Origin of the sequence: Cognatishimia sp. (assembly GCF_049116455.1) — a bacterium.
GTDB lineage: Bacteria > Pseudomonadota > Alphaproteobacteria > Rhodobacterales > Rhodobacteraceae > Cognatishimia.
In genome coordinates, this window is record NZ_JAGDYW010000001.1 from 216,180 (window position 1) to 240,499 (window position 24,320).

23 protein-coding genes, 1 tRNA gene and 1 riboswitch are annotated in these 24,320 nt (G+C 53.5%); of the genes, 6 read left to right on the plus strand and 18 right to left on the minus strand.

From position 1 onward, the window contains the following. Positions 1-7 precede the first annotated feature (7 nt). From JXQ85_RS01085 to petA, 3 genes are read right to left on the minus strand one after another with little or no spacing between them, the layout of a single operon-like run. Complete coding sequence (locus tag JXQ85_RS01085) at positions 8-799, minus strand: cytochrome c1 (protein WP_421747002.1); 792 nt, start codon at positions 797-799, stop codon at positions 8-10. 14 nt (positions 800-813) lie between these two features. Then, a complete protein-coding gene (gene petB, locus JXQ85_RS01090) occupies positions 814-2,127 on the minus strand; it encodes a cytochrome b (RefSeq protein ID WP_421747003.1) in 1,314 nt (437 codons plus the stop codon). Positions 2,128-2,138: 11 nt separating this feature from the next. Next, a complete protein-coding gene (petA, locus tag JXQ85_RS01095; RefSeq protein WP_421747004.1) occupies positions 2,139-2,696 on the minus strand; it encodes a ubiquinol-cytochrome c reductase iron-sulfur subunit in 558 nt (185 codons plus the stop codon). A gap of 230 nt (positions 2,697-2,926) precedes the next feature. Between petA and JXQ85_RS01100 the strand changes: the two genes are divergently transcribed. Then, the gene (locus tag JXQ85_RS01100) at positions 2,927-3,592 is read left to right on the plus strand and encodes an outer membrane protein (RefSeq protein WP_421747005.1); all 666 of its coding nucleotides are present in this window, start codon (positions 2,927-2,929) and stop codon (positions 3,590-3,592) included. Positions 3,593-3,634: 42 nt separating this feature from the next. Here the strand turns inward: JXQ85_RS01100 and JXQ85_RS01105 are convergent, their stop codons facing one another. Then, positions 3,635-4,246: a glutathione S-transferase gene (locus JXQ85_RS01105; protein ID WP_421747457.1), complete on the minus strand. Its 612-nt coding sequence runs from the start codon at positions 4,244-4,246 to the stop codon at positions 3,635-3,637. Between the two features lie 68 nt (positions 4,247-4,314). Then, positions 4,315-4,457, plus strand: a riboswitch (FMN riboswitch). A 78-nt stretch (positions 4,458-4,535) separates the two neighbouring features. Here JXQ85_RS01105 and JXQ85_RS01110 point away from each other — a divergent pair. Continuing rightward, the gene (locus tag JXQ85_RS01110) at positions 4,536-4,976 is read left to right on the plus strand and encodes a 6,7-dimethyl-8-ribityllumazine synthase (protein WP_421747006.1); all 441 of its coding nucleotides are present in this window, start codon (positions 4,536-4,538) and stop codon (positions 4,974-4,976) included. Positions 4,977-5,047: 71 nt separating this feature from the next. On the opposite strand, the gene JXQ85_RS01115 is transcribed toward JXQ85_RS01110, so the two are convergent. From JXQ85_RS01115 to dapF, 3 genes are read right to left on the minus strand one after another with little or no spacing between them, the layout of a single operon-like run. Next, positions 5,048-5,674 carry a glutathione S-transferase gene (locus JXQ85_RS01115; RefSeq protein ID WP_421747007.1) on the minus strand — a complete coding sequence of 209 codons (627 nt, stop codon included), beginning with the start codon at positions 5,672-5,674 and terminating at the stop codon, positions 5,048-5,050. Further along, the gene (gene mtaB, locus JXQ85_RS01120) at positions 5,671-6,927 is read right to left on the minus strand and encodes a tRNA (N(6)-L-threonylcarbamoyladenosine(37)-C(2))-methylthiotransferase MtaB (protein ID WP_421747458.1); all 1,257 of its coding nucleotides are present in this window, start codon (positions 6,925-6,927) and stop codon (positions 5,671-5,673) included. Before mtaB ends, JXQ85_RS01115 begins: the two co-directional genes overlap by 4 nt. Before the next feature lie 11 nt (positions 6,928-6,938). After that, positions 6,939-7,772, minus strand: coding sequence for a diaminopimelate epimerase (gene dapF / locus JXQ85_RS01125; protein WP_421747008.1), 834 nt, complete (start codon positions 7,770-7,772; stop codon positions 6,939-6,941). 115 nt (positions 7,773-7,887) lie between these two features. On the opposite strand from dapF, the gene JXQ85_RS01130 reads away from it, so the two are divergent. Beyond that, positions 7,888-7,963: transfer RNA gene (locus tag JXQ85_RS01130), tRNA-Lys, on the plus strand. Between the two features lie 142 nt (positions 7,964-8,105). Here JXQ85_RS01130 and ggt read toward each other — a convergent pair. The 3 genes from ggt to JXQ85_RS01145 all read right to left on the minus strand — a co-directional run bounded on the left by ggt (position 8,106) and on the right by JXQ85_RS01145 (position 11,445). Continuing rightward, positions 8,106-9,830 carry a gamma-glutamyltransferase gene (gene ggt / locus JXQ85_RS01135; RefSeq protein ID WP_421747009.1) on the minus strand — a complete coding sequence of 575 codons (1,725 nt, stop codon included), beginning with the start codon at positions 9,828-9,830 and terminating at the stop codon, positions 8,106-8,108. 243 nt (positions 9,831-10,073) lie between these two features. Continuing rightward, positions 10,074-10,151 (minus strand): hypothetical protein, encoded by a 78-nt coding sequence (locus JXQ85_RS01140; protein WP_421747459.1) that lies wholly within the window; start codon positions 10,149-10,151, stop codon positions 10,074-10,076. A 256-nt stretch (positions 10,152-10,407) separates the two neighbouring features. Next, a complete protein-coding gene (locus tag JXQ85_RS01145) occupies positions 10,408-11,445 on the minus strand; it encodes a zinc-dependent alcohol dehydrogenase (RefSeq protein ID WP_421747010.1) in 1,038 nt (345 codons plus the stop codon). Between the two features lie 196 nt (positions 11,446-11,641). Here JXQ85_RS01145 and JXQ85_RS01150 point away from each other — a divergent pair, with 196 nt between their 5' ends. The 3 genes from JXQ85_RS01150 to JXQ85_RS01160 all read left to right on the plus strand — a co-directional run bounded on the left by JXQ85_RS01150 (position 11,642) and on the right by JXQ85_RS01160 (position 14,653). Further along, positions 11,642-12,562, plus strand: coding sequence for a sugar kinase (locus JXQ85_RS01150; protein ID WP_421747011.1), 921 nt, complete (start codon positions 11,642-11,644; stop codon positions 12,560-12,562). A 118-nt stretch (positions 12,563-12,680) separates the two neighbouring features. Then, positions 12,681-13,352 carry an ABC transporter ATP-binding protein gene (locus JXQ85_RS01155; protein ID WP_421747012.1) on the plus strand — a complete coding sequence of 224 codons (672 nt, stop codon included), beginning with the start codon at positions 12,681-12,683 and terminating at the stop codon, positions 13,350-13,352. Continuing rightward, positions 13,349-14,653 carry an FtsX-like permease family protein gene (locus tag JXQ85_RS01160; RefSeq protein ID WP_421747013.1) on the plus strand — a complete coding sequence of 435 codons (1,305 nt, stop codon included), beginning with the start codon at positions 13,349-13,351 and terminating at the stop codon, positions 14,651-14,653. Before JXQ85_RS01155 ends, JXQ85_RS01160 begins: the two co-directional genes overlap by 4 nt. Here JXQ85_RS01160 and JXQ85_RS01165 read toward each other — a convergent pair. From JXQ85_RS01165 to JXQ85_RS01200, 8 genes are read right to left on the minus strand one after another with little or no spacing between them, the layout of a single operon-like run. After that, entirely contained in the window at positions 14,628-16,535 is a 1,908-nt protein-coding gene (locus JXQ85_RS01165; RefSeq protein ID WP_421747014.1) for a beta-galactosidase, read from the minus strand. The genes JXQ85_RS01160 and JXQ85_RS01165 overlap by 26 nt on opposite strands. Before the next feature lie 2 nt (positions 16,536-16,537). After that, positions 16,538-17,389 carry an SMP-30/gluconolactonase/LRE family protein gene (locus tag JXQ85_RS01170; RefSeq protein WP_421747015.1) on the minus strand — a complete coding sequence of 284 codons (852 nt, stop codon included), beginning with the start codon at positions 17,387-17,389 and terminating at the stop codon, positions 16,538-16,540. After that, a complete protein-coding gene (locus JXQ85_RS01175; RefSeq protein ID WP_421747016.1) occupies positions 17,389-17,994 on the minus strand; it encodes a 2-dehydro-3-deoxy-6-phosphogalactonate aldolase in 606 nt (201 codons plus the stop codon). The genes JXQ85_RS01170 and JXQ85_RS01175 overlap by 1 nt, the downstream gene beginning before the upstream one ends. Then, on the minus strand, positions 17,991-18,917 hold the full coding sequence (locus tag JXQ85_RS01180) for a 2-dehydro-3-deoxygalactonokinase (protein ID WP_421747017.1): 927 nt from the start codon (positions 18,915-18,917) through the stop codon (positions 17,991-17,993). Before JXQ85_RS01180 ends, JXQ85_RS01175 begins: the two co-directional genes overlap by 4 nt. After that, a complete protein-coding gene (locus tag JXQ85_RS01185) occupies positions 18,914-19,684 on the minus strand; it encodes an SDR family NAD(P)-dependent oxidoreductase (protein WP_421747018.1) in 771 nt (256 codons plus the stop codon). Before JXQ85_RS01185 ends, JXQ85_RS01180 begins: the two co-directional genes overlap by 4 nt. After that, entirely contained in the window at positions 19,684-21,393 is a 1,710-nt protein-coding gene (locus JXQ85_RS01190; RefSeq protein WP_421747019.1) for an IlvD/Edd family dehydratase, read from the minus strand. Before JXQ85_RS01190 ends, JXQ85_RS01185 begins: the two co-directional genes overlap by 1 nt. Beyond that, positions 21,390-23,474: an alpha-galactosidase gene (locus tag JXQ85_RS01195; RefSeq protein WP_421747020.1), complete on the minus strand. Its 2,085-nt coding sequence runs from the start codon at positions 23,472-23,474 to the stop codon at positions 21,390-21,392. Before JXQ85_RS01195 ends, JXQ85_RS01190 begins: the two co-directional genes overlap by 4 nt. After that, a complete protein-coding gene (locus JXQ85_RS01200) occupies positions 23,471-24,319 on the minus strand; it encodes a carbohydrate ABC transporter permease (RefSeq protein ID WP_421747021.1) in 849 nt (282 codons plus the stop codon). The genes JXQ85_RS01195 and JXQ85_RS01200 overlap by 4 nt, the downstream gene beginning before the upstream one ends. Position 24,320: the final 1 nt, after the last annotated feature.

Sequence of the window (24,320 nt, forward strand, 5' to 3'; positions counted from 1 at the left end):
CAAAGGCTTACGCAGACTTTTTGCCTTTGTGTGGCGCCCAAAGACGCTTGTTTGTCAGGTACAGCAGCACTGTCAGCAGGAACAATGCAAGTACACCAATGAAGCCCGCCTTTTTGCGATCCATCATCTTTGGTTCAGCTGTCCACATCAGGAAAGCAGAAACATCTTCTGCTGCGTGATGCAGATCTGTGGCGTGACCGTCGTCAAACTCTACGGAACCATCTTCCAGCGGTGGACCCATTGCGATCCAGCCACCTGGGAAGGCGGTGTTTTCGTAGAAGGTTGTGCCCGCTTGAGTCTTTTCCTTGCCGGTATAGCCGGTCAGGATCGACGTGATGTACTCTGGACCACCCATGCCTTTGAACAGCTGGTTCAGGCCTGTGCCCTGTGGACCGTGGAAGCCCGCACGCGCCTTTGCCATCAAGGATAGGTCAGGTGCGTTTTCCAGTGCGGAACCCGGGAAGAAATCCGCAGGCTTCGCTGGGCGAGTATCGTCCAGTTCTGCATCAAACACTTCGAAGTTCTCAGCTGAATAAGCGCGAACCTGTGCTTCGGAGAAGTGAGGCCCACCTTTGTCAGACAATGTACGGAACGGTACATAGCGCAGACCATGACAGGCTGAACACACTTCGGTGTAGACTTTCAAGCCGCGTTGCAGCTGGTTTTCATCGAATTTCCCAAAAGGGCCTTCGAAGGAAAAGTCCACGTCTTCGATGTGACCGGCGCCGCCGGCTGCCATCGCACCACCTGCCGCAAGGGTCAGGGCGGCTATTGCGGAAATCGCAAGTTTCTTAAGCATTATCCCTTGTCCTCTTATTCGGCTGGTTTGCCGTAGTGGTCATTGAAGTCGTCTTCGATGGTCGCTGGTGGATGCTCTGGTGTTTCAAACACGCCCAGAAGCGGCAAGATCACCAAGAAGTATGCGAACCAGTAGGTCGACGCGATCAAGGAGATGATCGAGTAGATCCCTTCCGCTGGCATCGCACCCGCCCACATCAGGACAAAGAAGTCCAGAAGCAGCAAGCGGAAGTACCATTTGAACATCGGACGGAAACGACCGGAACGTACAGTGGAAGTATCCAACCATGGTGTCAGCGCCATGACAGCAATCGCACCAAACATCGCCAGAACACCAAAGAACTTCGCGTCAACGATGCCACCAGTGATCCAGCTTGCAAACATCACAACCCAAACAGAGGAGTCGAATGCGCGCAGGATCGCGTAGAACGGCAGGAAGTACCATTCAGGCACGATGTGTGCAGGCGTGGATAGCGGGTTCGCTTCCAAGTAGTTATCCGGGTGGCCCAGATAGTTTGGCATGAAGCCAACGATCGCAAAGAAGATGACCAGAACAACGCCCAGCGCGAACAGGTCTTTGATCACGAAGTATGGCCAGAATGGCAGCGTGTCTTTCTGTGCCTCTTCTTTAGAGCCCTTACGAACATCAACACCTGTTGGGTTGTTGTTGCCAGTGTGGTGGAACGCCCAGATGTGAAGGATCACAAGGCCTGCAATCACGAATGGCAGCAAGTAGTGTAGCGAGAAGAAGCGGTTCAGAGTTGCGTTATCAACCGCTGGTCCACCCAGCAGGAATGTCTGCAGCGCGTCACCAATGAATGGGATCGCACCGAAGAGGCCGGTGATAACAGTCGCCCCCCAGAAGGACATCTGACCCCAAGGCAAAACGTAGCCCATAAAGCCAGTTGCCATCATCAGAAGGTAGATCAGCATACCGATGATCCATGTGATCTCGCGTGGGGCTTTGTAGGACCCATAGAACAGACCACGGAACATGTGGATGTAGACCGCTGCAAAGAACAAGGACGCGCCGTTCATGTGCAGGTAGCGGATCATATGACCGCCGTTCACGTCGCGCATGATGTGCTCAACAGAAGCGAACGCCAGATCAACGTGTGGGGTGTAGTGCATCACCAGAACGATACCGGTGACAATTTGCAGAACCAGGCAGAATGCCAAAACGATGCCCCAGATCCACCACCAGTTCAGGTTTTTCGGGGTTGGGATCATCAAAGTGTCGTACAGAAGGCCAACGATTGGCAGACGGTGGTGAATCCACTTTTCAGCGCCAGTCTTAGGCTCGTAATGATCGTGAGGAATACCGGACATATGCGCGTTCCTTATCCAAGCACCAGTTCGGTGCCATCAAAGCGGGCAACCGGAACAGGAAGGTTTTCAGGAGCCGGACCTTTGCGGATACGGCCGGAGGTGTCGTAGTGGGAACCGTGACATGGGCAGAACCAGCCACCAAATTCACCTGCATCACCCAGTGGAACACAACCAAGGTGCGTACAAACGCCGATCATCACCAGCCATTCGCCCGCTTCGTCCATCGCGCGGTTTTCATCCGCAGCGTCGGTGCCAGGCTTGTTGGCGTTTTGAGATTCGGCGTCGATGGTCAGATCTTCCAAAGGCACAGCGCGCGCTTCGTCGATTTCAGCCTGAGTACGGCGGCGAATGAACACCGGCTTACCAAGCCATTTCACTGTCAGCTGCGTACCTGGCTCAATGCCAGAGGTATCAACACGGATAGAGGCCAGAGCCTTAACATCCGCGGATGGATTCATCTGGTTGACCAAAGGCCAAACAGCCGCACCTGCGGTCACTGCACCTGCGCCTGCTGTGGCGTAGTAGAGGAAATCCCTCCGGGTGCCTTCGTGATCTTCTGCGTGGGACACGAGGTTTACTCCAATTTCTTGGCCTGCTGGCCTATACCGGTTCGGGCCGTGTTCACGCACAGCCTCTCCAGCCCGCTTATTAACGAAGCCAATACAACCCGTCCAGATGACATTCGCTTGATATGGATCAAAGCGTTGATGTGTCGCGCTTGAGAACTATGTATTTGAGGTGTATTCGCTATACCAAGACGTGAATTTCGACAAATGGCCTACAAACCTAAGGGGTTTTCATGCGCAAACTTGGCGTTAAAGCAGCTGCCGCAGCAGTGATTCTTGCCTCTCCGGCCGCAGCCGAGATGGAATATAGCTTCTATATCGGCTCTCAATCAGCGCCACATAGTGTCCTTTCGGGCACAATCGATGGCACAGCCGGGACAGCAATCGACAGCACCGTTGCATGGGAAGGCCGCTCAACAGCACCTCCGCCTTATTACGGCATGCGCGGTGTCTACTGGCGCGAAAGCGGTTGGGGTTACGGTTTGGAATTCACCCATGCCAAAGCCTATGCCTCTGATGCCGATCGTGCCTCGCTTGGTTTTGACAGCCTAGAATTCACCGATGGACACAACATCATCACAGCAAACATTCACCGCCGTTGGAAAAACCAATGGTGGAATGGTCGCCTAACACCCTTTGTCACCGCCGGTGTCGGTGTTGCGATGCCGCACGTTGATATTCAACACGGCGGAGGCGCACATACATTTGGGTATCAATTAACGGGTCCTGCCGCGCGTCTGGGTGCAGGTGTCTCTATGGCAATCACTGATCGCATGAGTGCTTTCACTGAATATCAGTTCACTTATTCAGATAATAAGATTGATTTGGACAGTGGCGGCACATTGGAAACCTCTTTGATTACCAATGCGCTGAACTTCGGGATCAGCTACAGCTTCTAACATGAAACCCCGCCAAGAGCGGGGTTTTCTTTTGCCGATCATTCACGCCAAATCAAGCGGCTCTGTTTTGACCATCGCAGGCCTCTGACGGAAACCTTCGTACCAAACCGCCAAAGCATCATTGCCTTGCCGCCAATTTCGATGATCCAGCCTGAAATCCAAATACCCAAGAGCACAACCCACTGCGATGTGTCCCATGTGGACGGGTCCATTAAGATGGCTTAGCCATTTATCGTTCAAAGCTGACAGACCATTTTGAACCTTGCTCCATTGCGCATCCAGCCAAGTTGCATTCTGTTGCGCCTCGTCACGAAAGCGCGTTTCGTAGACAATCGACAACGCCGAATCCAACATACCATCCGCCGTGGCTTCGATGGTCAGAACATCCCAAATGTTGCGATCAGGGTAATATTCACCACCCGCTCGCGCGTCCAAAAATCGACAAATAACCCGGCTGTCATACAGGGCCGGACCATCCGTTCGTACAAGGCTGGGGATTCGCCCCAAGGGATTCGCTGCTTGCGCCTGCGGATCGACGGCCAAGGGAGATGTTTTAACCTGGACCATCTCGACGTCATCCATTTGCCCCGTTTCCAGAATAAGAGTTTTGACTTTACGACTATACGGGGAAGCCGGGGCGGTAATCAGTTGCATGAAGGCGGTCTCGCGCTTGAAAATGTCGGATTTCATGTTGCAAGCTCTCGCCGCTCTTGGCAAGTTGCGCGCGTTCTCAGGGCGGGGTGAAATTCCCTACCGGCGGTAAATGGCGAAAGTCATGAGCCCGCGAGCGGCCCATTGTTGGGTGTCAGCAGATCTGGTGAGATTCCAGAGCCGACGGTTATAGTCCGGATGGAAGAGAACGTAGGGTCTACGCGCCATTGGCGGGTGGAACCTTCGTGATCGCCTTGGGTGACGTGTCTGTTGCTGAAAAGGAGTTCAAACCATGACACACACCCGATTTGCTTTCATCAAAGCACAGTGGCACGCAGATATTGTGGACCGCGCGCATGAAGGATTTTGCGAAGTTATTCCGGCAGAGCAAGTGGACGTGTTTGACGTTCCCGGTGCTTTCGAAATGCCGCTTTTGGCCAAAGAGCTGGCCGCAACCGGTAAATATGGTGCCATTGCCTGTGCCGCCTTTGTGGTGGATGGCGGGATCTATCGTCATGATTTCGTCGCGCAAGCAGTCGTAGATGGGCTGATGCGCGCTGGTATGGATACAGGCGTTCCTGTGTTGTCAGTCTCTTTGACGCCACATCAGTATCAGGAAACTGATCACCACAATGCCATCTATCGCGCGCATTTTGTCGAAAAAGGTCGCGAAGCGGCGCGAGCGGCGCTTGGAGTTTTAAAAACCAAGGCTGCACTGGTTACCGCTGCCTAAAAAGGCTTTGCCCTTCGGGTGAAACCCATGGTTTCACCCTCACCCCAGAATACTTCGACAAAGAAGCAACCCTATTCGGGAAACAGTGTCGGAGCATCCCCCTCAACCCACTTTGGATATTTGGCCATGATCGATTGAAAGCGGTCAGAGACAAGGAAGCTCTCAAGCCAGCGCGACAGGTTGGGCCAGTTCTCAGTATCAAAGCGTGCTTTGTCGATGAAGGCGAACTGGCGCACGAAAGGCAGAATGGCCATATCAGCCAAATTAGGCGTTTCTCCAAAGAGAAATGGCGTCGTAAGCTGATTGTTCAACCTGTGCAGAAATGCGTGCGCCTGAATTCGTTGATCTTCTGGATTGGCATCTGGATAGCGTGACGCATATTTTGTTCGATCCAGCGCTTTTTTGAATGGGCCGTCAGCCTCGGCGATCAGATCATGACCAGCCGCTGGCATATTCAACCAACCTTCAGGATCAGACTGCCCCAATGCCCACTTCATGACATCGAGAGATTCGTCGATCACATCGTCTGCAACTTGCAAGCAAGGCACCGTGGCGCTTGGGCTCGTTTCAAGAAAAGCGGGGGCTTTGTCGCGCAACAGAATTTCGCGCAATTCGACTTGTTGACCCGAAGCCGCAACCGCCAGCCGTGCACGCATCGCATAGGGGCAACGGCGAAAGCTATAAAGGATCGGCGTCATACAAGCAGCTGCCCGGCGCGTTGCCCAATGATCTGAGCCTTCACAACAGCGCCTTCGATCTGTGGCGCGTCGAAATGCACTTCGGTGAATTGCTCGGTACGGCCCATATGCGGATTTTCCATCAGGATGTGATGAACCTTCCCGATCTGAGCCGCCAAGTGGGTTGCGACCTGTGCTTCTCCCGCAGCACGTAACTGCGCGGCGCGTGCTTTAATCACAGGACCAGGCACTTGCGTTGGGATTTTTGCCGCCGGTGTCCCTTCGCGTTTGGAATATGGAAAGACATGCAGCCAAGTCAGGTCGCACTCTTTCACCAGCTTCAAGCTGTTTTCAAAATGCGCATCAGATTCGGTTGGGAAACCCGCGATGATGTCCGCGCCGTAGGTCATCTCTGGACGCAGTTTTTTGGCTTCTTCACAAAAGCGGATCGCATCATCACGCAGATGACGGCGGGCCATACGTTTCAGAATCAGATCATCGCCATGCTGTAAAGACAGATGCAGATGCGGCATCAGGCGCGATTCCGTCGCGATGGCCATCATCAGGTTTTCATCCACCTCAATCGAATCAATCGAGCTGATCCGCAGGCGCTGCAAATCCGGTACGAGCTTTAGAATGCGCATCACCAGATCGCCCAGCTTTGGCGTTGCAGGAAGATCTGCACCCCAAGAAGTCAGATCTACGCCGGTCAAAACAACTTCATTGAACCCTTTGTCCACAAGCCGCTTGATCTGATCGACAACAACGCCCGCAGGCACAGAGCGAGAATTCCCGCGACCATAGGGGATGATGCAGAAGGTGCAGCGGTGATCACAACCGTTTTGCACCTGCACATAAGCGCGGCTGCGCGTGCCGAATCCATCAATCAAATGACCCGCGGTTTCAGTCACCGACATGATGTCATCGACTTGCACTTTTTCGGTCTCGCCGATGAAATCGCCAGCCATCTGCTTCCAGGTGTCCGGCTGCATTTTCTCTGTGTTGCCAATGACACGATCGACTTCATCCATCGCAGCAAAGGTCTCCGGTTCGGTCTGTGCCGCGCAGCCCGTCACGATAATGGTGCTGTCGGGATTTTCCCGGCGCAATTTGCGGATCTCTTGCCGTGCCTTACGCACCGCCTCTGCTGTCACAGCGCAGGTGTTCACCACCACAGCATTAGACAGCCCAGCTTGTTGGCTGAGGTCCTTCATGGCTTCGGTCTCATAGGCATTTAGCCGACAGCCAAGTGTTGTAAACTTAGGAGGTTGAATCACATTCTCGGTCACTGTGAGGCTTCCACGAAATCAACTGTGAAAGTGCCGGAAAAGACATGCATCGTCGCACCCGTCATCCACACACCGTCTTCGGCCCAATCGATGTGCAAAGTGCCACCATCCAGATCGATCTGGACTTGGCGACCAGTTAGACCACGACGCGCGGCGGCCACAGCGGTGGCACAAGACGATGAACCAGAGGCCAGTGTCGGTCCCACGCCACGCTCCCAAACACGCATGCGAAGATGGTTTTCACCGACCAAAGATGCGAATTGTACGTTGGTGCGTTCCGGATAAAACGGATGATGCTCCATCCGTGCGCCCAGAGCCTCTAGATCGACCTTTTCAGCATCTTCCACAAAAAAAGTACAATGCGGATTGCCCATGCCTGTGGCAGTAGGTGCGCCTTCAATCGGCAACTCCAGCGTGTCCATTTCATGGGCCAAAGGCACCTCATGCCAATCAAGCTGAGGATGTCCCATATTAACCGATACAAGCCCGTTTTCGGCCTCGCGTGCAACCAAAAACCCACGTGCTGTGGTCAGCGTCAGCGCAGCCTGCCCGCCCTCATCCAACAATTTGCGCGCAATACAGCGTGTCGCATTTCCGCATGCAGCCGAAGTTGACCCATCCGCATTGTAGAAAACCAGATGCGCATCCGCATCTTCGGCCTGTTCAATGACAGCCAATTGATCAAAGCCAACACCGCAATGGCGATTTGCAATGGCCGTGATCAGCGACTCGGATAGACCCGAGTCGCGCGTCCGCGCGTCTATCACCACGAAATCATTGCCGAGTCCGTGCATTTTTTCGAATTCAATTGTATGTCTATCAGCTGTCATAAGGCGGCATATAAAGGGGAAAAACGGGTAATTCCAGTCGCGTGCAATTTTTGTGACTTTTTGGCTTGACCCTACCCGTCGTTATTCTTAGAAGCCCCCTCACGCAAGGCATTGTGGGCCGTTAGCTCAGTTGGTAGAGCAACTGACTTTTAATCAGTAGGTCGAAGGTTCGAACCCTTCACGGCTCACCACTTTGTCCAAAACCCGAGCAGAAATGCTTGGGTTTTTGCGTTTAAGGGCTGAAAATACTGCCAAAATCCACGTCTTAAATAAAAACCGCCCACCTGAATGAGGCGAGCGGCATGTCTTGCAAGTTTAGCACTTGGAACCCGTTTAGTGACCCAATGCCACGCCTTCGCGCCGTGGATCAGCAGCGCCAATCAGCAGCCCGTCCTTGATCTGAATCGCGTGCAAGCCAGAGTTCAAGTTCCGCACCTTCACCTCATGGCCAAACGCCTCAAGTGCCGCCTGATACTGAGTCGCGTCCGAGCCCTCTTCCAGATCAGTTGCGCCATTGCGGTTCACTACATGGCCCAGGTTGATGGCATCCTGCGGATCCATATTCCAATCGATGATCGCGACCAAAGATTTAGCCACGTAGTTGATGATGCGCGATCCACCAGGAGAGCCGATCAACAATACTGGTTGACCATCTTTCAGGACAATCGTTGGCGACATCGAAGAGCGTGGACGCTTGCCAGCTTCAACACGGTTCGCGATCAGCTTGCCGTCTTTCTCTGGCGCACGAGAGAAATCTGTCAGCTCGTTGTTTAACAAGAAGCCACCTGACATCACACGCGAGCCAAAACCGGTTTCAATGGTCGTCGTCATCGACACCATATCACCTGCCGCATCTACAATAACAAAATGCGACGTCCCTGGGCGTTCCAATTGCGTGTCAGGAGAGCGCAGCTGCGCGTCCTGCCATGGTGGATTGCCCGCTTCGGCTTTACCCATGGACGCCGCTGCATCAATCAAGCCGGCACGTTCTTTCAAGTAGCCTTTGTTCAGCAGACCTTCTGGCATCTTCACGAAGTCAGAATCAGCCATATAAAGGCCGCGGTCCGCATAGGCGAGTTTCGCCGCCTCAGCATAAAGGTGCCAAGCTTCCGCATTTGGCTTTGACCCCAAATCGTGATGCTCCAGCATACCTAAAATCTGCCCAACCGTCAGACCACCAGATGTCGGAGGCCCCATACCGCAAACTTCATACCCACGATAATCCGCGCAAACAGGATCGCGTTCGATGACCTCATAAGCCGCAAGGTCTTCTTCAGTCAGAATCCCCGGGTTAATGTCAGTTCGTGTCGCCGCAACCAAGTCCGCACCAATCTGGCCATTATAAAACGGTTCAGCGCCACTTTCAGCGATCAAACGCAGAGTATTCGCGAATTCAGGGTTAGTTAGAACTGTCCCCGCTTCTTTGGGTGTCCCATCTGCGTTGAAGAAATAACTGCGCGTTGGTTCGAACAAGTCCAATTTGCGCTTTTGTGCACCTGCAATTGAGGCTGCCATGCGTGGTGAAATCTCAAAACCAGATTCGGCCATCTCGATGGTAGGCGCCAGCAGATCACCCCATGGCATCTGGCCATGCGCCTTATGCATATCCTCAAGCAGTTTCAGCGTTCCGGGCACGCCAACAGAGCGTCCACCAACAACAGCATCCCACCAACCAATTGGTGCGCCATCATCGCCCAGCCAATAGTCAGGGGTCGCCGCCATAGGTGCTTTTTCACGGCCGTCCAGTGTGAGCAATTTTTGTTCAGAAGCATCCCAGTAAAGCAGGAAAGCACCACCACCGATGCCAGAGCTTTGTGGTTCAACCAGGTTCAGCATCATCTGAACCGCAACTGCGGCATCAGCAGCGCTGCCCCCCTTTGCCAAAACTTCACGCGCCACCACAGCCGCATGTGGATTGGCTGCAGAAACCATGTAATTTTTGGCAATAACTGAAGTATTTTGAGCGACCGCAGTCGTTTCCTCTGGCTGCTGCGCTTCCTGCGCATAGGCTGGCAACGCCAACGCCAAACACATCGCAACAGATGCGAAATATCTCATAATATTCTCCCAATTTATGTGGTCGGAATTTCATGTTCCGACTCTTATGACTTGATGCTAGCACAACCCTAAGAAGCATTTTTACAAGCGTCTATACTCAAACCCATCCGCCGAGAAAAATTTGTCCATTTGGACAATTTTCAACAATAAACCAAGATCTTTGCGCTTACGCTGTCATTTTAGGCACAACACAGGTCCGTACTATCCGCATCAAAATCCGCGCATTACGCTGAAAAAGTTGAATTATCGGCCAATCCACCCACCATCAACAACGAGAATTTCACCATTCACATAAATTGAAGCCGCGGATGCTAGAAACACAATTGACCCCGCAAAGTCTTTGGGTTTCCCCCATCAAGCTTGCGGAATATTTGCATGAATTACTTGCGATCAATCCCCACCCTCATGCAACGCATGCGTGTTGTCCGTTTCGATATCGCCAGGTGCAATCAGGTTAACTTTCAACCCATTTGACACCTCTTTGTTTCTAAAGCTTTGGTGAGCTGTTCAATGCCTCCTTTTGTGGCTGCGTAGCCAGGCTCAGAGATGCCGCCTTGGGAGATCAACAACGAAGCGGTCATGCGAACTCCCCCACCTTCAGCAAGCTTTTCACCGCGCTTGGGTTAGCCGCGAGATCGTCAAAAGCAGCTTGGACCTCCGTAAGTGGGCGAATATCAGTAATGATAGTATCTGCATCAATCGCGCCAGAACTGACTTTTTCAATCGCTTTGTCATAGTCCTGCGGCTCATAAACCCGCGCACCCAGCAATTTAATTTCACGCCAGAAGAATTGGAACAAATCCACTTTGGGTCGATCAGCATGTATTGCAACCATCACAATGCGCGCACGCGCTGCGGCTATTGCCGTCATCGCATCTACTCCAGCCTGAGTGCCGGAAACTTCAAAGATAACATCAGCCCCTTTGCCATCTGTCTGTCCATCGATGGCTTCAGCCAGGCCCGTTTTCAGTGGATTTAGGGTCGAAAAACCCAAGGATTTCGCCACATTCAGGCGGCTTTCGTTCACTTCCGAAATAATGACTTCACCGCCTGCATCCCGGGCAATCATGGCGACCAACATGCCAATCGGACCACCGCCAATCACCACCACCGTTTCGCCTGGTTTTAGGCCGGATAAGCGCACGTCATGGCAGGCAACGGCGACAGGTTCGATCAGCGCAGCATGTGTAAGCGGCAGTGTTTGCGGCAGCGTACGCAATGTATCTGATGGCACCGCCCAATATTCTTGCATCGCCCCATGCGTGTCGATGCCCAGCACTTTTAGATTGTGACAAATATGCTGCAAACCTTCATCGCAGGCAGGGCAGTTATCGCAGTGGGCAAGCGGGCGCACTACGACTTTCTGCCCGATCTCATAGCCTGTTACGCCCTCACCTAAAGCATGAACCACTCCAGACATCTCGTGTCCAATCACGCGTTCAAATCCAACACGCGCATCCATGTGACCTTGGAATATGTGCATGTCTGTGCCGCAAATTCCGCAGTAAGCGACCTTGATCTGCACCTCGCCGGGCTCAGGCGCTACTGCCTCGATTTGATCTACAGAAAATTGCTTTTCACCGCGATAATGCGCTGCTGTCATGGTTTTGGTCATTACGTCCGCCCTCCCTATCCGGTTGACACTTTATGACACCCACCACCCCCTGTCCTTACAAAATATTACAAATCATCTTGTTTATTCATCGCCTCGACTATACATCGTGCCGCGAACCACTACGGCCTTGAAAAATCCGTTAGCGCGAACATACCTTGAGCGCCCACCCTTTTTGCGCCCTAAACCGGAGATCAGAATGTCGACCGCAAAACGCCCAATCCGCAAAATTGCCTGCGTTGGCGAAGTGATGATCGAAATGATCGCGACATCTGAAACAGATGCCAAGCTTGGCGTCGCAGGAGACACGTTTAACACCGCCGTCTACTTAAACCGCGCTTTGCGAGACACAGATGTATCCGTTGCGTATGTTACAGCCCTTGGCACGGACTCCTATTCTGACCGCATCATGAACGCGCTCAGCGGCCACGCACTCGATACAAGCTATGTAGAACGTCGCGACGGGATCATGCCCGGTCTCTATGCAATCGAAACCGATGATGAAGGCGAACGCAGCTTTAGCTACTGGCGCTCAGCGGCGGCGGCGCGCACCTTGTTTTCGATGCCATGTGATGTGACTTTGGACCGCCTGAACGACTTTGACATGGTGCTATTGTCCGGCATCTCAATGGCCATTCTTCCGCAATCCATCCGCGAATCGATTTTGGACTGGGCCGATGAGTTCTGCGCCAATGGTGGTACCTTAGTTTATGATAGCAATCACCGCCCCCGCCTATGGGAAAGCGTTGAAGTTGCGCGTACCGTGAACAGTTCAATGTGGACCCGCGCTGATATCGCACTTCCATCTGTCGATGATGAAATGGCACTTTATGATGACCCGACACCAGAGGCAGTTCTAGATCGGCTCACCAAACTGGGCGTTGCACGCGGTGCCTTAAAACGTGGCTCAGAGGGTCCAATGGACCTTGCCAGCGGGGAAACCCCGACAGATCTACCCAGCGTCTCAAAAGTGATCGATACCACCGCGGCAGGGGACAGTTTCAACGCAGGCTTCCTGGGCGCGATCGCAAAAGGCGAAACCGATCTGGATGCGGCAGCGGCAGGGCATAGGTTAGCGGCAATGGTCATCTGCCATCCAGGCGCCATTCTCCCAGAATGATCGCTCGGCGGAAACTTGCGGCCTAGCACGATGCCAGGATCCATTCTGGCTTTCTATCTATAATTCCATCTGCAATTCGCTAAGCTGCACCCGCTGAAACGGGAATAAAGTCGGACGGATGCAGCATCATACTGGCGCGCTATTGGTGCGGGATCTTCATATTCAAAGCCCACGCGGCCGCAAGCTTTTGCATGCTGACCACCTAGAGCTCGATGCCGGGCAATCTCTTGGCATAAAAGGTCCATCTGGCGCAGGTAAATCGACATTATTGTTTGCTCTTGCAGGTATTCAGCCCAACGCCACTGGCACAGTGCGTTGGGGTATATTCGATTTGGTCGCTTCTACTGAAAAAGACAGCTCGGCCTTTCGACGTACCCATCTGGGCATCGTGTTCCAGGATTTCCTGTTATTTGACGAACTTGGTCCGTTAGAAAATGGAGCGATTCAGGCTCTATTTCAGCCAAAAACGGCCAGAAAGGCACTTTGGAGCGCAGCCCAAAAACAGCTAAATCATCTCGGCGTGGCGCGTGATACCGATGATGTAACCTCTTATTCTGGCGGGGAGCGTCAACGCATATCCATCGCCCGCGCCTTGGCGCATAACCCAGCCATTCTACTGGCGGATGAACCAACCGCTAATTTAGATCGTGACGCTGCAGATGCCTTGGCGACCGACCTAGTGAGCCAATCAAAAACAGATGGGCGTACTTTGATTGTGGTCAGCCATGACCCAGCGGTGCTGGATCAAATGGACCGCGTGGTCACAGTGAAGGACGGGAGTGTCACATGACCTCGCTATGGAATACGCTTTCGACACAGGCTCAGGATATCATCTTTTTTGCCGTACTCCTACTGCCCCTGTTGATGTGCGCCGCTGTTCTGATGCGCGGCTACGCCCCTGCTCCATTGGTACGCGCGCTGCTTTGGCGGTTCCGTTGGGCAAATATCACTTTCGTCTTATTGATCGCGATTTCGGTGGGCGTCGGAATTGGCCTTTTGGCCCAAGAACGCGGCCTCAGGATCGGATCAGCCAAGGCGGCGGATAAGTTTGATCTGGTGATTAGCGCGCCGGGATCAGACCAGACCATGATGCTGGCAACTGTGTTCCTGCAACCCACAGTGACGCCGCTCTTAAACGGCAACACTTTTGCTGAGGTGGCAAATCATCCCCGCACTGAATCTGCCGCTCCGCTTGCGTTTGGTGACAGTTACCAAAGTCATCCGGTCGTCGGGACAACCGCAGACTTTATCAAAAATTTGACGGACGATCAGATCGAAGGTCGTATGTTTGAAACAATCGATGAAGCCGTCGTTGGTGCGGAAATCGATCTGCCCATTGGCGGGCATTTTGAACCATCGCATGGCGTCGCCGATTCAGTGGAAGGTGGCCATGGATTCAATATCACCGTGGTTGGGCGGATGGCTCCGACAGGATCACCGTGGGATTACGCCTTGATCGTTCCTGTGGAGAGCGTCTGGGACACGCACGGCTTGGCCAATGGCCATGCGCCCAATCAATCCCATCTGGGTGCACCGTTCGATCCAGAATTCTTCCCGGGAACCCCAGCCATCATCGTAAAAGCCGATAGTCTTGTCGGGAATTACCAGCTGCAAAGTCAGTTCAACCGTGATCTGGAAACCATGGCGTTCTTTCCGGGCGGTGTATTATCCAATCTCTACCGGATCATGGGGGACATGCGCCAAGCCATGTCGATCATGGCGCTGATCTCACAAAGTCTTGTCGCGGTTTCGGTTTTGCTGGGCATGTTTATCCTAAGCCGCCTTTTTGCCCGCCAATTGGGCCTTTTACGCGCAATTGGGGCACCGCGCAGGTTCGTACTTTCCGTCGTCTGGAGCTACGCGACAGTTCTGGTGACAACTGGCAGCCTCTTAGGAATAGGCCTTGGCCTCGCGGCGAGTGAGGTCATTGGGCAGATTATTTCAGAACGCACACAGATTTCAGTGCCAACGGGCCTTAGATGGAGCGAGCTGCATCTGGTCGCAGCTTTTGTTTCTGCGACCAGTATCTTGTCATTGATCCCTGCAGCTTCGGCGCTGCGCGGTTCTATTCTGGCCGCGCTTCACGCGTGACAGAAGCAGGTTCGAAATGGCGGCCGTCATAGGTCGCAGTTTCAGCACCATAGTTAAACCAGAACCGTTCCGTTGCCGTATCCCGCACGCGCAAGCCGCCTTCTAACGCCAAGACGTCAATCCCAGCACTTTCGACAATCGGTGCTAAGAGACGACGCAAACCGGCTTGATCGAGCCAAGCCCCACAATAAGTCACCTTCTCGTTCGTGACAGCAACGGGTTGGCCGTTGGCCATCTGCAAGACAACTTCGGCCGTTCCAATAAGATCTTCGCGATATCCGGTGACGAACCCACCGCCTTGCAGTGGCTCAGGGCAATCCGGGCGCAAAGATTCAACGCGATCCACAGTGACATCCAGGCCTGGTATCGCAGGCGGCAACGGCAGCGGTATCGTCATATCTCCATCACGCGCGCCACTGCGTGGCCCAAGGACAATCTTCGCATCGGCCTGAGTTAGAGCCTGTTTTAGGCCCTCATCCATGTGCATCATCCCCGGTGCCAAAACGATTTTATACCCGGCAAAATCGCGCGTCTCTGGCCGTAGAATGTCAATGGACAGTCCCATCTTGCGAAGGGCTTTGTAGGTGTCAAAGAACAGCGAGAAATAGCTTAAGCCCGCGCCATGCGGCTGCACGGCCCATGCATATTCGGCGTCGTAGTCAAAAATCATCGCAACGGGTGCCTGAAGCGGAGCAACGTCTGGTGACTTCGCGATCTCATCACGGACTTGCTTGGCTTCGGCCATTGCTGGCGCATCGACGCTATCTGGCCGCAACAGTCCTGCATGCATCTGCTCTTGTGCCATTGGCGCCTGACGCCAACGGAAATAACAAACGGCCTCAGCGCCATGGGCGAATGCCTCCCACGACCATAAGCGTACCATCCCCGGCAAAGGCGCCGGGTTATATGGCGCCCAATTCACGGGGCCTGGTTGCTGTTCCATCACCCACCAGCGGCCCTTGCCGACGGCACGATACAAATCGTGGTGCAATGCTTGGAAATCAGGATCGCCTTGCCGCGCATAAGCGCGTTGCTCTTCAACGGTGGCCCCTACTCGATCTTCAAGGAAGCCCATCGGGTAGCTATCCCAAGTTGCGATTTCGAGATCATCGCCAACCTGATAGTGATCAAAGTCAGTGATCCGCCCCATGTAGTTATGCGACAGCGGCGCTGAGGAATGCGCGCGAATTATATTCGCCTGCAGCCGATTAAAACTAACCACTTGATCCGAACTAAATCGACGGAAATTCAAAGAATGTGCTGGATTAGGCTCTGTTACTGTGAGGTTTGGCAACTCGATCTGGTCAAAATCATTATACTCCATTGACCAAAACACATTGCCCCAAGCCGAATTCAACGCATCGATGTCATCGTACTTTTCACGCAGCCATAGTCGGAAAGCGCGCAGTGCCGCAGGGCTGTAGGAAATGACCGTATCATGACAGCCATATTCGTTGTCAGTCTGCCAAGCCGCCACGTGAGGATTTGCGCCATAGCGCTTGGCAACGAGTTCAACGATCCGTTCGCATTCACTGCGATAGCCTTGGTGGCTGAAACAATAGTGACGACGAGAACCAAAACCGCGTGGCTTTCCGTCAACATCCACAGCAAACATATCCGGGTGTTTGTCAGCCACCCAGCGCGGAGGTGTCGCTGTGGGCGTTCCCAGCACAACCTTCAGGCCAGCAGCGCCCAGCACCTCAATGGCGTCGTCCAGCCAATCCCAGTGAAATTCTCCTTCGCGCGGTTCAATCCGGCTCCAAGCAAATTCCCCAATGCGGACCCAAGTGAGACCAGCATCCACCATGCGACGGGCATCTTCTGCCCACATCTTTCGGTCCCAGTGCTCTGGGTAATAACAAGTACCAAGCGTGCGTTTCATATTCAGTCCAGAATGACTTGATGTTCCAGCTGGCCCGTAACACCAGCTAAGGTGATTGCAAAGGTCAGGCCTTCTTTAGCTCCAGTCAAGCCAACGGCTGCTGTGGTTGCAAACAACGTGTTCAGATCCTTGCCGCCAAAGGCCGGGCAACTTACTTGTTCGGCAGGAAACTCCACCGCCTTCACGAAGGTGCCATCCGAAGCATAACATGCAACACGGTTCGCGCCCCATTGAGCATTCCACAGATTACCATCTGCATCGACTACAGACCCATCTGGGTTCAGGCGTGCAGAGCTAAGATCGATGAAGACCTCCGGTGCGCCAACAAGCCAACCGCTGTCATTTTCCAGCGCTACAGACATTATCTGTTTCGTCACAGTGTCTGTGAAATAGGCGCGGCTGCCATCTGGTGCAAAACAGATCGAATTACTGATCGTAATATTACTGACGATACGACGTAGTTCGCCTTTATAGAGCCTATAAATCGCCCCTGCACTGGACTCAGAACCTTTGCCCATCGTCCCGATCCAGAAGCCACCATAGGGGTCAGCACGCCCATCATTTGAACGGGTCGTGGCGTTATCGGCTTCAAGTGAACACACTGGCTTTTGCGCGCCAGTGGTCAGATCAAAGGTGAACAAGGCTGTTTCCGACGCAATCAACAGCGTCTCTTTGTCTACCCAGCCAGCTGCTGAAACATGTTCGTCAAACGCCCAAGACAGTTGTTCACCATCCCTTTGGCTCAGCAAGCGCTTTCCAAGTATATCAAACCAGAACAACTGCTGGCGCAAAGGGTGCCAAAGTGGCCCCTCTCCCAGTTCACATGGGCGATCATCAAAGATCTGAACAGACATCAGCCAAGTGCCTTATCATATGCCGCAACAATAGCGTCGGCACGCGCGCGAACTTCGGCGACGCTAAGCCCGGCTTTATAGATCGCAGACCCAATACCAAATCCAGTCGCACCCGCTGCAGCCCATTCGGCAAAGTTATCTGGTCCAGCACCGCCAACGGCATAAACCGAAGCATCAGATGGAAGCACAGCCCGATATGCCTTAAGGCCTTTCGGCCCCACCAGATCACCCGGGAAAATTTTCAAGCCATCGGCCCCTGCATGCAGCGCAGCAAAACACTCTGTCGGAGTCATCACTCCCGGCCAAGATTGCATGCCTAGCTCTTTGGCCTTTTTGATCACCGCGACATTGCAGTCAGGCGATACAATCAATTCGCCCCCAACATCTTTGACGCGCTGAACGTTTTCGATATTCAGTACAGTGCCCGCACCAATCAGCGCTTGCCCTCCAAAAGCACGCGCAATCGCGCCAATGCTGTCAAATGGATCCGGCGAGTTCAGAGGCACTTCGATTTTATCGATGCCAGCCTCAAGTATGGTCTCGCAGAGACCTACGACTTCGTTTGGTTGCACGCCACGTAGAATGGCAATGATTTCACGGTTCATGAAAGAGTTTCCCTTACATCGGAAAAGGCGGCGATCAAGCCAGCCAAAGTCATATCGCTTGCGGAATAGGTATTGGCAAAACACCCCTGTGCCGCCAAGCCATCTTTGTAAATATCACACAGTGCGGGTGCGCCAATCAGGGCGATGTCCATGCCCAACCAATAGGGGCGCGCACCCGCCAGTTCCATGCCAATTAAATAGCCTGAAAGTGCCGACTTGCCGTGACTTAGAGACTGATCAGACACCAGATGTGCAGCCCGCAGCCCAAAGAGCTTGCTGGCAATGCTCTGCGGACGAGACATGGCGTCAGACAAAGCATCACGGAAGACGTCGCCATCAAATTCGGCTGTGTTCACCGAATGGCGCAGCACTGATTGCTTTGAAAGCAAAGCAAACAGTTCGCCGGTCATGAAGGTTTGAAAACTGACGATTTCTTTAGCGCTGATACGTGCCCATTTGGTATGGGTACCGGGCAGACAGACAACCCCATCAAAATCAGGATTCTGCGCCAGAAATCCTGCGACTTGGGTTTCTTCCCCCCGCATCACATCATCTGGCCCAATCTGTTTCACTCCCGGAACAATCCAAAGCGCGAGACGTTGGTCCTGAACTTCCGCACGTGTGGCTTTGGCCCCACCCGGCGCTTCGCACGGAACCGTCATGTAGCCGGCTTCTTTCCACCCTTGCCGCGAACCAACCATGCCACAGCACATGACCGGTGTTACCCGATCGAATGGTAAATCCCCGTCGATCAAATCAAGCAAAGCGGGTTCAAATTCACTTTGGGCAAGCGTGCCCATGCCTTTTTCAGACTCGCGTATTCCTAAGACATTTCCCGGCGCATCAAGCAGCCAGACACGCAGATTGCTGGTGCCCCAGTCAACGGCCACAAGGGCCAATTTATCTTTGATAATATCGCTCATCCCGTCACCACGACGCCACCGTCAACCACCATGGCTTGACCGGTCATCATCTTGCTGGTGTCAGAGGCCAAGAACAACGTCGCGCCAACGATATCATCTGGGTCCAAAGTGTCCTTCAAGCACTGGCGTGCCACATGGCCTTCCAACGCTTCGGGTGTCACCCAAAGATCTTTTTGTTTCTGCGTGAGAACCCAGCCCGGTGCCAAAGCGTTGACGCGAATGCGATCCGGTCCAAATTCGCGCGCAAGACTGCGGGTCATTCCGTTTAGACCAGAGTTCGCGGTTGTATACGCAGGATATCCAGTGTTGCCCATGATGTAGGAAATAGAGGTGAAGTTGATGATCGAGCCACCCCCGGCTTTTTGCATGCCCGGCATCACATGCTGACAGGCAAAGAAGTAGGCCTTCAAGTTGATCGACATCGACCAATCCCAGAACTCTTCATCTACGTCCGGTGTCTCGTGACGTTTGTCATTGGCCGCATTGTTCACCAAAGCGGTGATCGGGCCATGAGCCGCAGCAGATTGATCGATCGCCGCTTTCAGTGCAGGGATATCGGTGATGTCACACTGGATGAACAAAGGGCGGGTGCCGTGTTTGGCCTCCATTTCATCGCAAAACTCAGTCGCATCAGAGCGGCCAACAAAGGCCACTTTTGCGCCCTGCGCCATGAAACCATCGGTCAAGGATGCGCCGATACCAGCGCCGCCTCCAGTGATAAAAACGGATTTACCTTTTAGGTCATGAAAGGTTGCATTGAGGGGCATCAGTGACTCTCCCGCGTGACAGGGCGGGTGTCTTTACCCACCAAGAAATCCAAGTCCGCGCCTTTGTCAGCCTGCAGGACGTGGTCTACATAAAGTTTCGCGTAACCGCGTGTGTAATACGGCTCCGGCGCAACCCAAGCCGCGCGACGCTTTTCCATCTCTTCTGCGCTGACCAGCAATTCTAGAACACCAGTCGAAGCAGAAACCTTGATCCGATCACCAGTCTGCACCAATGCAATTGGGCCACCTGCGGTCGCTTCAGGGGCAACATGCAGGATCACTGTTCCAAAGGCAGTACCAGACATGCGCGCATCAGAGACTCGCACGATGTCTTTCACACCTTCTTTGGCAAGCTTTGCAGGAATCGGCATATCGCCAACTTCAGGCATACCCGGATAACCTTTTGGTCCGCAATTTTTCAGCACCAGAATGCTATCCTTAGTCACCGGCAAGTCGTCACGATCAATGTTGGCTTTCAGCTCTTCAATCGATTCAAACACATAGGCCTCGCCTTCGTGTTCGAGCAGATGATCAGAGGCCGCCGACGGTTTCACAATCGCACCATTTGGCGCAAGATTCCCCCGTAGAACCCGCAGACCTGCTGCGGGTTTCCGCGGTTCGTCAAAGGCATAGATGACATCGCGGTTATAGCATTCGGCCCCATCGTAATAATGGGAAATGTCTTTGCCCATGACCGTATTGGCTTTGCGCAGCTTGTGGCTAATTTCTTTCAAAACAACAGGCACGCCGCCTGCGTAGCAGAAATCTTCCATCAAGTATTTACCGGATGGCATACAGTTGACCAGCAATGGAATTTCACCGCCGATTTCGATGTCTTCCATCGTCAAATCGACCCCAACACGGCCCGCAAGCGCTAAAAGGTGCATCACGGCATTAGTCGAACCACCAAGGGCTGCATTCGCAAGGATCGCGTTTTCAAAGCTTTCCTTGGTCAGAATGTCAGACGGTTTCAAATCTTCTTCGACCATCTCAACAATACGTTTGCCGGTCATATGCGCCAGCGCCATGCGTCGCGCATCAACTGCTGGCAAAGACCCGTTCATCGGCAGCGAAAGCCCCATCGCTTCGGACAAAGACGACATGGTCGAGGCTGTGCCCATGGTCATGCAGACGCCTCTAGAGCGGGACATGCCGGACTCAGTTGCCATGAAGTCCTGCAGAGTCATCTCCCCCGCTTTCACAGCGGTCGCGAATTTGCGCACGTCAGTGCCAGACCCGAGATCACGGCCCTTCCATTTGCCGTTCAGCATTGGGCCAGCAGAAACAACGATCGACGGCAGGTCAACTGACGCAGCCCCCATCAATTGTCCCGGGGTTGTCTTGTCACAACCACCCAGCAACACAACACCATCCATCCCATAGGCACGCACGGATTCTTCGACATCCATCGCCAGCAAGTTGCGGAAGAGCATCGCGGTTGGTTTCATCTGTGTTTCACCCAGCGACATCACCGGGAATTCCACTGGGAAGCCACCGGCCTCCCAGACGCCACGTTTCACACCCTCAGCCAGCTCGCGCAGACCAGAATTACAAGGCGTCAGTTCAGACCAGGTGTTGCAAATGCCAATGACCGGGCGGCCATCGAATGCGTGATCAGGGAAGCCCTGATTTTTCATCCAACTGCGACGGATAAAGCCATCTTTATCCATCATGCCGTACCAGCTGCGATTGCGTCTATCTTTACTCATAAACGAGTTCCTTCAAGCACCCACATCTTGTCGGGGAAGCTCCACGGCAAGGTCAGGCCATGCGACATAAGATATGCTCCGCTGGCAACCAATGGCTCGGACTTGAGCAAGGGTGTGCCGCGCGAGAGTTCTGGCGCATCTTCTTTGTTGATCAGTTCGACGCGGTACATTGCGTCAGCGGTCAAGCGCGTCAAGCGCAAAGGCCGAGGGGCGATCTGCGTTGACGTGCCGGCACGACCCGCAAAGACCACAAAGCGTCCACCACCTTCGGCCAATTGCTGTTCGGCAATCAACGAAGGATCAGAACTATCCAAACGCAGAATATCTGCCCGGTTCATCCAGTCACGATTGTCTTTCCACCACGTGGTCACGTCTTTTAGAACCGTGGCTTCATCTTCGTTCAGCTCGCGCGGGTCCATTTCAAAACCCATGTGGCGCTGTGCTGCAACCCATGCACGGAAGCGGATATCATAGACACGCCCAGAGGTATGGCACTCGCGCGGGCCAACGTGGCTGCCGGTGACAGCCGAGGGCAAGAAGATCGCCGCATTGTGTTGCATTTTTAGACGTTCATGCGCGTCGTTGGAATCTGACAACCAAACACGATGCGTGCGGCTCAGTATGCCAAAGTCGATGCGGCCGCCGCCTGAGGCGCAGCTTTCTATTTCCACATTTGGGAAGGCTTCGCGCAGCCGATCGATCAACGCATAAGAGCCACGGGTTTGCGACGCATCCGGGCTTGGCAGCACACGGTTGTGGTCCCATTTGATATAGTCGATCTCATGATCGCTTAGGATTTTACTGATCCGATCGAACAGAAACTCCTGCACCTCAGGCAGCGACATATTCAGCGCTTTCTGTTGGCGGCCAAGGATTTGATCTTCGCCCCCCAAAGCCCAATCAGGATGAGCACGGTGGATATTAGAATCTTCGTTGATCATTTCCGGCTCAAACCAGATGCCAAAGGACATACCTTCGGCATGTACATGGTCAATCAACGGCTTTAAGCCTTCTGGGTATTTGCGCGGATCAACTTCCCAATCAGACAACGCCATAGTGTCGTCGTCACGGTTCCCAAACCAGCCATCATCCAGCACAAAGCGTTCTGCACCAAGCGAGGCAGCACGGCTGGCGATGTCTTTGAGTTCAGGTAAGTTGTGGTTGAAATAAACAGCTTCCCAGCAGTTGTAATGCACAGGACGCGGGCGATCAGGATCGGGCCAAGTCACCACGCGATCGCGCAGGTGGCGTTGGAAAGCGACTGCGCATCCGTTGATGCCGTCGTCAGAAAACATGGCGTAGAGTGTCGCCGTTTCAAACCGTTTCTTGGCTTGAAGTTCAACACGTGTAGCATGGCCAAATTGAATTTGGCGACGCCCATCCGGCAGCTCTTCGGCAGCCATACGATGACCACCAGACCAGCCGTAGTGGAAGGCATAGGCATGACCAGAGGCATTCGTGGCGCCTCCGCATGGCACAATCAGACCTGGGAAGTGTTCGTGCCCCGTACGGCCCGTACGGTTCTCACGGAAACGGATACCGGCAGACCAAGGTGTGCGGTTCATTTGGAACTCGCCACACCACCGACCTGCAAAGTCAATCATCTCATCAGAATTCTGCGGCGCTGGGAAAACAGGCGCAGATAGCCAGTGCAAATGCACCGGGCGATCGGCATCAACCCAGGCCCTCGCCTCGATCATATGGGTCTGCCCATCGATGGCGAAACGCGCCGTATAGGTCAGCTCGTCGTTCTGATCCTTAAAGATCAACGTCAGAGCATCTCCCTCTTCCTGCGCGTCGGCAAAACAGAATTTCGGCAGCAAAGGCGTGCCATCCTGTTCACGCAGGCTCATCCCCGGTTGGCCGGGGAAGGTGCGTGTTGCCTCTGGGCAAATTGAGAGTTCGGGGTTTTGATCTAGCATGCCCCCAGTCACGTCCGGGACATGCGCCTTGTATAGTGTTGTCAGATCTTCTTGATCTGACAAACGCGGCCCCCAGTAGACCACCTCAGCGAGGTGGCCATTCTGAGAACCTAGAACAAGCGTTTGACGTGAGTCATCAAGACGCCAGCATTGGATCATTTAACGGCTCCTAGTGTTAGACCGGCAATAAAGTGTTTTTGCATCAGGAAGAACATAGCAACCGGAGGCAAAGCAGCGACAATGGATCCCGCACTCATCAGGTGATAGGCCGCACGGAACTGAGCGTTAAAGCTCGTGATACCGGCGGTCACAGGTTGACTTTCAACCCCCTGCGTCAGCACGACAGCCCAGAAGAAGTCGTTCCAGATGAAGGTAAAGATCAGGACCGCCATTGCTGCCAAGGCAGGCTTCATAAGCGGCAAGATCACATACCAGAAGATCCGCCATTCAGCGACACCCTCCACACGAGCAACCTCGATCAGATCGAATGGAAGCGCGCGGATGAAGTTCCGCATAAACAGAGTACAGAAACCTGTTTGGAAGGCGATATGGAACAACACAAGGCCGGGGATAGTATTATACAGCCCCATATCCAGAGTTAGATCACGTACAGGGACCATCAGAATTTGGAACGGAACAAAGTTTCCCGCAACAAACATGAAGAAAATCCACAGGTTCGATCTGAACTTGTAAACGCCCAGCGCAAAGCCTGTCATTGAAGACAGAACCACGCAACCGATCATGGTAGGCACCGTGATCAGCAACGAATTCAGCATGTAGCGCGGCATGTCTGACGCGAAGAAGACCTTTCCATAGTTGGCCACAAACTCAAACGAAGTTGGGAAACCCCAATAGTTACCGGTGGTGAAATCGGTGTCTGGTTTGATGGAAAACACTGCAACGGCTATGAGCGGCAGAAGCCAAAGGATCAACGCGACCGGCAATAGTGCTTGGTAAGAAATCTGCCAGCTGCGTGAAGTTTTATCGATGGGAGTCGGAAACATA